The 11,900-nt window shown below is 52.2% G+C and carries 11 protein-coding genes and 1 pseudogene; all 12 read left to right on the forward strand.

The window, feature by feature from the left end:
- Positions 1-112 precede the first annotated feature (112 nt).
- Entirely contained in the window at positions 113-1,222 is a 1,110-nt protein-coding gene (locus Q7V48_13875; protein MDO9211815.1) for a hydrogenase small subunit, read from the forward strand.
- Positions 1,222-2,814: a nickel-dependent hydrogenase large subunit gene (locus tag Q7V48_13880; protein MDO9211816.1), complete on the forward strand. Its 1,593-nt coding sequence runs from the start codon at positions 1,222-1,224 to the stop codon at positions 2,812-2,814. The genes Q7V48_13875 and Q7V48_13880 overlap by 1 nt, the downstream gene beginning before the upstream one ends.
- A gap of 11 nt (positions 2,815-2,825) precedes the next feature.
- Complete coding sequence (cybH, locus tag Q7V48_13885) at positions 2,826-3,467, forward strand: Ni/Fe-hydrogenase, b-type cytochrome subunit (GenBank protein ID MDO9211817.1); 642 nt, start codon at positions 2,826-2,828, stop codon at positions 3,465-3,467.
- Positions 3,468-3,473: 6 nt separating this feature from the next.
- Positions 3,474-3,986: a HyaD/HybD family hydrogenase maturation endopeptidase gene (locus Q7V48_13890; GenBank protein MDO9211818.1), complete on the forward strand. Its 513-nt coding sequence runs from the start codon at positions 3,474-3,476 to the stop codon at positions 3,984-3,986.
- A 142-nt stretch (positions 3,987-4,128) separates the two neighbouring features.
- Positions 4,129-4,674, forward strand: coding sequence for a HypC/HybG/HupF family hydrogenase formation chaperone (gene hypC, locus Q7V48_13895; protein MDO9211819.1), 546 nt, complete (start codon positions 4,129-4,131; stop codon positions 4,672-4,674).
- A pseudogene (gene hypB / locus Q7V48_13900) lies at positions 4,671-5,314 on the forward strand (hydrogenase nickel incorporation protein HypB). Before hypC ends, hypB (Q7V48_13900) begins: the two are co-directional and overlap by 4 nt.
- Positions 5,281-5,688 carry an acylphosphatase gene (locus Q7V48_13905; protein ID MDO9211820.1) on the forward strand — a complete coding sequence of 136 codons (408 nt, stop codon included), beginning with the start codon at positions 5,281-5,283 and terminating at the stop codon, positions 5,686-5,688. Before hypB (Q7V48_13900) ends, Q7V48_13905 begins: the two are co-directional and overlap by 34 nt.
- Positions 5,689-5,765: 77 nt before the next feature.
- Positions 5,766-8,825 carry a formate dehydrogenase-N subunit alpha gene (fdnG, locus tag Q7V48_13910; GenBank protein MDO9211821.1) on the forward strand — a complete coding sequence of 1,020 codons (3,060 nt, stop codon included), beginning with the start codon at positions 5,766-5,768 and terminating at the stop codon, positions 8,823-8,825.
- Between the two features lies 1 nt (position 8,826).
- Positions 8,827-9,603: a formate dehydrogenase N subunit beta transmembrane domain-containing protein gene (locus tag Q7V48_13915; GenBank protein ID MDO9211822.1), complete on the forward strand. Its 777-nt coding sequence runs from the start codon at positions 8,827-8,829 to the stop codon at positions 9,601-9,603.
- Positions 9,604-9,605: 2 nt separating this feature from the next.
- A complete protein-coding gene (locus tag Q7V48_13920) occupies positions 9,606-10,238 on the forward strand; it encodes a formate dehydrogenase subunit gamma (GenBank protein MDO9211823.1) in 633 nt (210 codons plus the stop codon).
- 347 nt (positions 10,239-10,585) lie between these two features.
- Positions 10,586-11,434: a formate dehydrogenase accessory protein FdhE gene (locus Q7V48_13925; GenBank protein MDO9211824.1), complete on the forward strand. Its 849-nt coding sequence runs from the start codon at positions 10,586-10,588 to the stop codon at positions 11,432-11,434.
- A 121-nt stretch (positions 11,435-11,555) separates the two neighbouring features.
- On the forward strand, positions 11,556-11,900 hold a 345-nt coding region (gene hypB, locus Q7V48_13930; GenBank protein MDO9211825.1), incomplete at its 3' end, for a hydrogenase nickel incorporation protein HypB.

Genomic DNA, 11,900 nt, shown 5'->3' on the forward strand with positions numbered 1-11,900 from the left:
CATTCAGAGAACACTAAACAAAACACCAAGTACAGCTTCATGCTTCACGATCTCATTCAATTCCGCCGTGTTTACGTTTTGACTTTTTCGTTAATTTAAAAGGAGGATGTTTATGGGAAAGAAAGATGAAGTAAGTAAACAGTTTCTTGATGCATTGGAGTTTCGTGGTATCAAACGTAGAGATTTTTTGAAGTATTGTGGTGCAACTGCTGCCCTCATAGGCCTCTCCGAATTATACGTCCCCAAAATCGCTGCAGCCCTGGAAAAAGCTTCTAAGAGACAGCCCGTGGTATGGCTCAACTTCGCGTCCGATACAGGCTGTACCGAGGCATTCATCAAGGCAAGTTACCCAAGCGCTGCCGAGGTCATCCTGGATATCCTGAGCGTCGACTATAACGAGACCATCATGGCTGCTGCCGGTAAGCAAGTCGAGGAAATACTCGCAACGTCCAAGAAGGCCGGCGGCTACATTCTGCTCGTTGAAGGGGGTATCCCGACCAAAAAAGGGCACGGCATGATGGGAGGCAAAGAGATGCTCGATGTCCTGAAGGAGATGGCAGGCCCCGCCGTCGCCGTCGTCGCGATGGGCAGCTGTGCCACCGACGGAGGCATACCTGCAGCGAAGCCGAATCCTTCCCAGATTATCGGTGTCACCGAGGCATTGAAAAAGGTCAACATTTCCAAGCCGATTATTAATCTTGACCTCTGTCCCGTCAACCCGGAATATCTCGTCGGCGTAGTCGTTAATTTCCTCCTCCTCGGGAAACTCCCCGAACTTGACAGCTTCGGAAGGCCGAAAATGTTCTACGGTCAGACGATTCACGACAACTGCGAACGGCGGGCGCACTTTGACGCCGGCAGGTTCGTGGAAAAATTCGGGTCTCAGGAAGAGGCCCTCTCATATTGCCTGTACAAGGTGGGCTGCAAAGGACCGATGACCTATTCGGCATGCCCGAAGATACAATTTAACGCCCGGACGAGTTGGTGTATCAAAGCCGGAGGTCCTTGCATCGGCTGCGCCGAGCGGGGCTGGACGGATAAATTTGCCGGGTTCTATGAGCCGCTTCCCGGCGTCAAGATACCTGGTTTGGGCGGTGTTGAGGCAGGCGCTGACAAACTCGGCGCGGTAGCAGCAGTGGCAACGGCTGCAGGCATAGCAATACATGCCGCCATTACAGCGGCTTCAGGCAGGACCAAAGGAAAAAACGGAGGTGAAAAATAATGGCCAGGATTACTATTGACCCACTTACAAGAATTGAAGGACACCTGAAGATCGACGTTGAGATCGAAGGCGGTAAAGTAAAGGATGCATGGACGACCGGCACATTGTTTCGGGGCTTCGAGATCATTCTGCATGGCAGGGACCCGAGGGATGCCTGGCACATTACTCAGCGTATCTGCGGTGTCTGTCCCACCTCCCACGGCCATGCCTCCAGTATGAGCATGGACGATGCCTTTAAGGTGAAACCGCCGGACAACGGCCGGATCATCAGGAACATCATTGAAGGTGCGCAGTTTGTTCACTCCCATATCCTCTGGTTCTACCATTTGAATGCTCTTGACTACGTTGATGTCGTCTCAGCACTCAAGGCGCAGCCCAAAGAGGCCTCGCTTAAGAAAGTCCAGAAGAAGCTTAAATCGTTTGTAGAATCCGGTCAGCTCGGCCCCTTTGCAAATGCGTACTGGGGCCATCCGGCATACAAGCTGCCGGCGGATGTGAACCTACTTGCTGTTGCGCACTATCTCGAAGCGCTCGAGATGCAGGCAAAGGCTGCTCAGGTCAGTGCACTCTTCGGCGGAAGGATGCCGATGACCATGACGAGCCCTCCGGGAGGCGTTACGCATGTGCCGACCGTTGATGACCTGAAGAACTACCTGTACCGCGTGAAGGAGCTTCAGGACTGGATTGACAATGTGTTCATCACTGATGTCCTTGCCATTGCTCCGTTCTATCTCGATTATGCAGCAGTCGGGAAAGGGCCCGCTAACTTCCTTTCCTGGGGCGGGTTCGAGGACGCATCGTTTGATCCCAAGAAACGGCTCCTTCCGAGGGGTGTGTTATACGCTTCGGACTTCCCGAAAGTTCACGAGGCCAAGCCTGAGGACGTTATGGAGCATACGATGCACGGTTGGTATAAGAACGCCAAGCCCCTCAACCCGAGCGTCGGGGTAACGGATCCCGAATATAGCGGATACGATCCCAACAAGAAATACACTTGGGCAAAGGCGCCCCGGTTGAAGAACAAACCTATGGAAGTCGGAGCACTCGCCCGGATGCTCGTGGCATATGCTTCAGGCCAGCCCACGGCAACAAAGATGATCAACAGCACCCTGGCCGCGATTGGGCATGCTAATAAACCCGAGGTACTCCTTGGTGTCATCGGAAGGATCGCAGCGCGGGCGTTGGAGTGCAAGATGGTGGCAGACTCCATGTTCCAATGGGGTCTCGATATTGCCGAGAACATCAAGAAGGGAAATGCAGCAGTCTACAAGGAGTATACTATCCCCGATAAGGCCCAGGGAATAGGCCTCTGGGAGGCGCCTCGTGGCGCTCTCGGACACTGGATCGACGTGGACGGGAAGAAAATCAAAAATTACCAGTGCGTCGTACCGACGACCTGGAATTGCTCTCCTCGTGACGACAGCGGCGTACGCGGGCCCATTGAAGACGCCTTGATCGGCACCAAGGTTGTGAATGCAGAGAAGCCGCTCGAAATCTTGCGCGTGGTCCACTCCTTCGATCCGTGTCTTGCATGCACTGTGCATGTGATCCATCCCGAATCGAACCGGATCATGGATTTCAAAGTCAGTTAAAGGAGGATGCCATGGAAAAAGAAAAAGTACGGGAGTGGAGCCTTGGCTACCTCCTGGATCATTGGACTAGGGTCGTAGCCATCGTGGTGTTAATTTTCACCGGCTTCTATATTCACTGGCCGTTTATAGCCGGGGGGCCGGAAAGCTTCATCATGGCCTGGATGCGGTTTTTCCATTTCGTTGCAGCCTATGCGCTCATACTGGGTCTCGTGGTGAGAGTATATATGGCATTCCGTTCGACGTTTGACAGCGACTGGAAGGATTTTGGGATTATCCAGAACATAAAGAACGTTCCGGATATTCTCAGCTACTATCTTTTCATCAACAAATCGCATAAGGACTATCGGAAGTACAACCCGCTGCAGGCGCTTGCCTACTTGTTTCTAGGCGTTGTGATAGTCTTTTCGGCATTAACGGGCCTTGCCGTCTATCATGGGAATTTGTTCGGGTTCATTCCGGCGCCTGACAGCTTCCGATGGGTAAGCACGATGCTCGGCGGTGAGTCTTACACGCGGATATGGCACATCCTCACGATGTGGGTATTTATAATCTTTGTGCTTGTCCACGTGTACTTGAGCCTTATGGCGTCCCTGGTGAACAAAGATAATACCTTCACCTCTATCTTTACAGGCTTTAAGCTCAAAAAACACTAAACGAATATGGTTTCTGACGAACAGCTACGGGGAGGCGTGAATGCGCCTCCCCGAAATGTTTTAATTCTGGGTGTAGGAAATCTGCTGCTCACCGATGACGGTTTTGGCGTCCATGTCATCAATGCCCTCAAGAATACCGCATTCCCCGAAAACATCACATTGCTCGAGGCAGGAACAGTCAGTCACCAATTGATCCCTATGCTGCGAGAGATCGACGTTCTTATTGTCGTGGACGTGGTTGAGGCCGGTGATACGCCTGGGTCCATATTTAAATTCTCGCCTGATGACCTGCAGTTCAAGTCCGAACAGAAGTTCTCGCTTCACCAGATCAGTCTTATCGATGTTCTTCATATGGCAGAGATGACGGGAGGAAAACCGAAGACCATCATCATCGCTGTCCAACCCAAAGATGTTTCTTCATGGTCTCTTGAACTGAGCAATGAAGTCAGGGCCGTAATCCCGAAAGTCGTGGAGTTGATATTCGAGGAACTGAAAAAGGAACAGGCTCTCCCAGCATGAGGGATCAGGCCTTTTGGAACACTCCTTCCGGCGCATAAAAATAGTCCAATACAGGTCTTGACATGACATCCAATATGTGGGATAAAAGATCAGCATTATTTTAAGTGATCTTATTTATTCGATTGCAAGATAGGAACGATCAATGTGTCTCGCCATTCCCGCACGTGTTATCAGTATGGATGATCTTATCGCTACGATTGATGTATACGGCGCTCGCAGGCAGGTGAGCCTCATGCTTCTGCCGGAGGAACCTCGGATAGGGGACTATGTCCTTGTTCATGCAGGTTTCGCGATTAAAAAGATTGAGAAAGAACGAGTCGAATCAGGAGAAATCATGCACGAAGCATCCATTGCCCTCAGTATTCTTGATATCGTACAGTCCAAATGCTTGGAGGAGGGCTATAACTCCGTGGACTCGATCAGGGTCCGGATCGGAAAGGCAGCCGGCATCCTCCCCGATGCCCTGGTCTTCGCCTTCGATGCTGCGAAAATCGATTCGATAGCCAACAACGCGAAACTCGAGATTGAGTCTGTTTCCGTCGGCGGTACCTGCAACGACTGCAAAAAAGCATTTAACGCTGCGGAAGGCGCTCAGTTCATGTTTGCCTGTCCCCATTGCGGTTCTAAATCCTTTGAGATCACCAGCGGCCGAGAGATGGAGATTGTTCATATGGAGGCAAACGTATGAAGGTGAAAGTGGTAACTCGCATACTTGAGGCGAATGACCGTATCGCCGAAGAGAACAGAAAGCGATTCGCAGATGCGGGTGTATATGTCGTTAACCTCATGGGCGCTCCCGGCGCAGGCAAGACCACGCTTCTCGAAAAAACCATTCAAGCCCTCAAGCCGCATCTGAAGATCGGCGTGATCGAAGGGGACATCGTCGGGAGCGATGACGCTGAGCGCATCGGCGCCCTCGACGTTCCTGTTGTGCAAATCAACACCGGGGGAGCATGTCATCTTGATGCAAATATGATCAGCGAAGTGCTCTCTGAACTTCCGCTTAAAGAACTGGACGTGCTTATCATCGAGAACGTGGGGAACCTCGTCTGCCCGGCCGAGTTCAACGTCGGCGAACACATGAAGATGATGGTACTCTCCGTAGCCGAGGGTCATGATAAGCCGCTCAAGTATCCGCTCATGTTCCGCGAATCAAAAGCCCTGGTACTGAACAAGATCGATCTTCTGCCGTACATGAATACGGACATTACAAAGGTGAGGAACGACTCGCTGGGTCTCAATCCAAAATTGAACATCTTCGAGGTCTCCTGCACCACGGGGTCGGGATAGACAGATGGGCCAAATGGCTCTCCGGGCTCAGATCATAGTCAAAGGCATCGTGCAGGGTGTCGGCTTCAGGCCCTTTGTCTATAACCTTGCAGGGTCACTCGATCTCAAAGGATATGTGACCAACACGAGCGAGGGCGTCTTTATCGACGTCGAGGGAACAGGAATCTCAGAGTTCATCCGGAGACTTAAAAATGAAGCGCCGCCGCTCTCGCAGATAACCGAAGTTTCCGTTAATCCCCATCCCTTTCACGGTTTTTCCGATTTTTCCATCCACAAGAGCACTGATCAGGCTGGTCGTCAGCCGTTTACCCTGGTCTCGACGGATGTCTCGATCTGCGGCGACTGTCTGCGAGAACTGAGAGATCCGGCAATGACCGTAACGCATGTCATGAAGCGGGACGCCCTTAAATAATAAAAGGAAAGGGGGTAAAAAGGACAGGAACCAAGAGGAAGATTTTGATCGCTTAAGAAAGGAGGAAGGAAAAAAATATGGATGTCACCAGAAGGGGTTTCTTGAAGATCTCTGGGGCAACGGCACTGGCCGGTGGCTTGGGTCTTGAAGGAATGCCCCGAGTAGCCCAGGCAAAACCCCAGAAAATCAAGTACACCAAAGAGACCACGACCATCTGTCCTTACTGCGCCGTCGGGTGCGGGATTATCGTGCATACCCAAGACGGCCAAGTTGTGAATACGGAGGGAGATCCCGACCATCCTATCAACCAGGGTTCCCTATGCCCCAAAGGATCTTCGCTCTACCAGCTATCGGATAATGCCAATCGCTTGACTAAGCCTTTATACCGGGCTCCGAACACCAAAGAGTGGAAGGAAGTCACCTGGGAATGGGCTCTGGACAAAATTGCTGAGAATATCAAGAGAGACCGCGATGCCTCCTTCATGCAGAAGAACGAAAAAGGCGAGGTGGTCAACCGTACCGATGCTATCGCCTCGGTGGGCAGCGCGGCCCTGGATAACGAAGAATGCTACGTCTACCAAAAATTCCTCCGCGGTCTGGGCCTGGTGTACATCGAGCACCAGGCAAGGATATGACACTCCCCCACGGTAGCGGCTCTGGGAGAGTCGTTCGGACGGGGAGCGATGACCAATCACTGGAACGATCTTCAGAACGCGGACGTGATCCTGATCATGGGGTCAAACGCCGCGTCCAATCATCCCATTTCTTTCAAATGGATTAACAAGGCCATGGATCGAGGGGCCAAGCTGATCAGCGTGGACCCGCGCTTCACCAACACTTCAGCCAAAGCCCATATTTTCGCCCGCCTGCGTTCGGGCACGGACATCGCCTTCCTGGGCGGGATGATCAAGTATATCCAGGAAAACGACCTGATCCAGAAGGAGTACGTGGTGGAGTACACCAACGCCTCCTTCCTGATCGACGAAAAGTTCGATTTCAAGGACGGGCTTTTCAGTGGTTATGATGCCAAAGGACGGAAGTATGACAAGGCCACCTGGAAGTATCAGGTGGACGCCAATGGGATTCCCAAGATGGATAAAACTCTGCAGAATCCCAATAGCGTCTTCCAGCTGCTGAAGAAGCACTATTCCCGTTACAATCTGGATATCGTTTCCAAGATCACCGGGACTCCCAAGGATGACCTGTTGAAGGTCTATAAGGCTTACACCGAAACCAGCAAGCCGGATAAAGTGGGAACCATCATGTATGCCATGGGCTGGACCCAGCACACGGTGGGAACGCAGAATATTCGCACCATGTCCATCATTCAATTGCTCCTCGGCAATATGGGAATGGCCGGTGGGGGGGTCAACGCCCTGCGGGGAGAGTCCAACGTCCAGGGCTCCACGGACCACGGGCTGCTCTTCCATATCCTGACCGGGTACAACCCCGCGCCCCGAGCCTCGGATAAGATGCTGAAAGATTACAACGAAAAGTATACACCTCAAACCAAAGATCCTAAGAGTTTCAACTGGTGGAAGAACCGGCCCAAGTACATCATCAGCTTCCTAAAAGCCATGTACGGCGCCAACGCCACCCCGGAAAACGACTTCGGGTACACCTGGCTGCCCAAACTTGACGATACGCAGAATGCCTCCTGGCTCATGCTCTTTGACCAGATGGCCAAGGGTAAGTTCAAAGGCTTCTTCGCCTGGGGCCAAAACCCGGCTTGCTCCGGCGCCAATGCCGGCAAGGTGCGTAAAGCCATGGAGAACCTGGATTGGATGGTCAACGTGAATCTCTTCGACAATGAGACCGGATCCTTCTGGAAAGGCCCGGGGAAAGACCCTTCCAAGATCAAGACCGAAGTCTTTATGCTGCCCTGCGCCGCTTCCTTTGAGAAGGAAGGGTCTATCTCCAACTCGGGTCGCTGGATGCAGTGGCGGTATAAAGCGGTTAATCCTCCGGGGCAGGCTAAATCAGACCTGGATATTATGCACGAGCTCTGTATTAAAGTTCGCAAGCTTTACAAGGAGAAAGGGGGTACTTTCCCCGAGCCCATCCTGAACCTTTCCTGGAACTACGGCCCCAAAGGGCCAGATGGGACGATCAAACATCCCGATCCCCACTACGTAGCCAAAGAGATCAACGGCTATACGGCTAAGGACATCGAGGTGGAAGACCCGAAGACCAAGGTGAAGACCATTATCGCCAAGGCCGGGGAGCAGCTGGGGAGCTTTGCTTTTCTCCAGGACGATGGATCCACCACCTGCGGCAACTGGCTCTACTGCGCCTCTTACACCCAGGGGGGGAATATGGCCGCCCGCCGCGGCAAAGCCGACCCAACGGGCATCGGACTATACCCCGGTTGGGCCTGGTGCTGGCCGGTCAACCGCCGGATCATCTACAATCGCGCCTCGGTGAACTGGGAAGGAAAACCCTGGGATCCCAAGCGGGCTGTAATCTGGTGGGATGGAACCAAATGGCAGGGAGATGTGCCTGATGGGCCGCCACCTCCTGGAGCGATCTATCCTTTCATTATGTTACCGGAAGGCCATGCCCGGCTCTTCGGGCTGGGAATGGTCGAAGGGCCTTTCCCCGAACACTACGAGCCCTTAGAGTGCCCCATTGAAAAGAACCTGATGTCCTCGCAAAAGTTCAACCCGGCGGCCAAAATTTTTGGGGAGTCGGGTATCGGTGCCGGGGCAGACAAGTTTCTTTCCTGCGACCCGCGGTTCCCCTTAGTCTGTACGACCTACCGGGTAACCGAGCATTGGCAGACGGGGGTGATGACCCGTTGGACTCCCTGGCTGATCGAGCTGGAGCCCCAGATGTTTGTGGAGATGTCCAAAGAGCTGGCCAAGGATAAAGGCATCCGCAATGGGGAACGAGTGGTGGTTAAGTCAGCCCGTGGCGAAGTCGATGCCAAGGCGATCGTTACCGACCGTTTCAAACCCTTCAAGATTGCGGACCAGACCGTGCACCAGGTGGGCATCCCCTGGCACTTCGGGTGGGTCACTCCGCCGGATGGAGGAGATAGCGCCAACCTGCTGACCCCCACCATTGGAGATGCTAACACCATGATCCCGGAGTCCAAAGCTTTCATGGTGAACGTCGAGAAGAAAGGGGGGAAGTGAGATGGAAGAAAAAGTGATGCTCATCGACGTCTCCAAGTGCACAGCCTGTCGGGGCTGCCAGGTGGCTTGCAAGCAATGGAACAAGCTTCCGGCAGAGAAAACCCAGCAGCGGGGCACCCATCAGAACCCCCCTGACCTGACTCCAACTACCTGGAACCTGGTCCGCTATACCGAGCTCCCCACTAAGAATGGAGAGATGCGCTGGCTGTTCCGCAAAGACAATTGCATGCACTGTACAGACCCGGCCTGCCAGAGGGCATGCCCGGTTCCGGGTTGTATTTTCAAAACCCCGGAAGGGGCGGTGGTGATCGACAAAGAGAAGTGTATCGGCTGTGAGTACTGCGTGAATGTCTGTCCCTTTGGAATCCCGCGGTTTGACCCGGCGACAAAGAAGGTCTATAAATGCACGCTCTGCTGGGATCGGATCAGCCAGGGCCAAATTCCGGCCTGCGCTAAGACCTGCGCCCCCGGAGCAGTGACTTTCGGTTCTAAGGACAAAATGATCGCCCAGGCCTATGCCCGCGCCAAAACTCTGGGTGGGGATGCCACGGTATACGGGGATAAATTTGTCCAGGGAACGCATGTGGTCTACGTACTACCGGAGAAGGTGCGCATGTACGAAAAAATGGTGGTCAACCCATCGATACCTGTTTCGGTTTATCTATGGAAAGACTTCCTCAAACCGCTTTCTGTATTAGCCATTGGGGCTGCGCTGGTGGGAACATTCTTCCATTACATCATTAAAGGGCCCAAGCGCCCTGAAGAAGGGGGTGAGTGAACATGGCTAAACCAAAGAACTTAATCCTCAGTTCCACAGCTTTCGAAAGGGTGGTCCACTGGATCCTGGCGGGGAGTTGCCTTTTCCTCTTCCTCACGGGCTTTGGGTTGATGTTCCACTCCCTCTCTTTCATTGCCAATTTCTTTCCCGGCGGATACTATATTATGAAGTTGCTCCACAACATCGACGGGATTATCTTTGGCGTTGCCTTCCTCTTCGCCCTCGTGGCCTGGGGGAAGGATACGCTGTATTTTGACGAAGACGATAAGAAGTGGTTCCGCGTTTTGGGGGGCTATCTGTGGGAAGTGGAAAAAGTGCCCGAGGCCGGAAAGTTCAACGCCGGCCAGAAAATGTTCTTCATGGTGCTTTTCCTCTTCTGGTTCATCATGATGGGAACAGGAATTTTCATGTGGTTCCCCTTCTTTCCCCCGGAGTTGACCCGTTGGCTTTATGTCTTGCACGCCCTCGGTGTTTTGGTCCTGGGCGGGTTTTTGGTCATCCATTTTTACCTGGGGACCTACGGTAACCCCGGAACCTTCCAGGTCATGGGCCACGGATTTGTGACCAAGGGCTGGGCGAAGAAGCACCGCCCCAAATGGCTGCGGGACGTGGAAGCCGGTAGGCGGTCAGTTTAAAAATTGAGGTAAATCTGACAAAAGAGGCTTACTCTGAATTTCAGGGTAAGCCTCTTTAATTGTAGATTGCAGATTTTCGATGGCAGACCATTTTAGATTTCAGATCGCAGATTTCGGATTGCAGATTTTTCAGTTTTTTTCCAATCTGAAATCTTCAATCCGCAATGGTGTGTTGTTTCTTCCTGGACTCGCTTAAAGAAGTGCTGTAAAATAGCCCCGAATAAATCAGGACGCAGATTGGCGCAGATAAATACAGATTTAAATTTTTTTAAAATTTGGCTCTTACGTCTTAAAGTCTTTAATCCTGATTATCTGCGTTCATCTGCGTCCCAGAAGGATATTACTTTATGGATACGAACTTGCAAAAGCTCCGCCGGCAGAAGGAAAAGAGGCCCAATTACCGTGAAGTTCTGGAGTTGGCCGAGAGACTTATCGTCGTGAAGCAGCAAATGAAGAAGCAATGGGCTTTTTTACCAAGCCCTATGGATCCCATTAAACTGCGAATCCATATGCAGGAGGGATTCCCTTATTTTCGGCCAGGTGAAATCCCCCTGGATCAAGCTCAAATTCAAGAATATTTTCAGCGCCTTTTGGGAATCCTTAAGGAACAAAACCCCAAAAAGTACGATGCTTTAAGGAACTCCATCACCGAAAAAGGTTTTGAGTTTACTCCTTTTTTGAAGCGTTTTCTATTAGACCGCCTGACGGAAGATCGCCTTGGGGAAGAAATCGGCGAAGAAGGAAGCCTGTTGTTTTTTTTCGTTCTCCAATCCCTTAAACCGGCCTTCGAAATTTATGCGGAATACTGGCGGAAGGAGCAGAAAGAATTTTCTTGGGCTCATGGGTATTGCCCTTTTTGCGGGGGATATCCGGGCATGGGGGAAATCCGGGAAGAAGGGAAACGGATTCTTCATTGCCCGCTCTGCGCCATGGAATGGGATTTTCCCCGCATGAAATGCCCTTACTGCCTGAATGAGGACCAGGAAAAGCTCACCTATTTCCAGGTGGAAGGAGAAGCGGGTAATCGAGTAGACATTTGTCTATTGTGCCAGCGTTATCTCAAGACCGTTGATGTCCGGGAAAGGGTAGAGGACCTGAATTGGGAAGTTGAGGATTACCTGACCCTGCACTTAGACCATTTGGCCCAAGAAGAAGGGTATACACGCCCCGAGGGACTTTTCGTTGAAGTACGATGAATCGAATGCGGAATTCGGAATGTGGATTGCGGAATAAGAAAAAAGGCGGCGATTGGGGAGAGGTAAGTGGGAAAAACCCTACTCCGAACTCTTAACTCCGAACTACCTTTTGAGGGACTCGGTGAAGATCTCGGTCGTTAAAAACATCATGGAGGCAAACCAGCGCCTGGCTGAGGAAAACCGCCGGCAGTTTTCTCAAAATCGGGTGCTGGTTATCAACCTCATGAGTTCTCCCGGAGCCGGCAAGACTTCTCTCCTGGAGAAAACCATCCAGTCTTTAAAAGGGGATTTCCGCGTCGGGGTGGTGGAAGGGGATATCCAGTCTACCTATGATGCCGAACGGATCGGCCAGACCGGAGCCCCGGTGGTCCAGATCAACACGGGAGGAGCCTGCCATCTTGACAGCAATATGGTCCAGGAAGCCCTGAAAGACTTAGACCTTACTCACCTGGACCTTCTTTTTATC

Source organism: Deltaproteobacteria bacterium (assembly GCA_030654105.1).
Classification (GTDB): domain Bacteria; phylum Desulfobacterota; class SM23-61; order SM23-61; family SM23-61; genus JAHJQK01.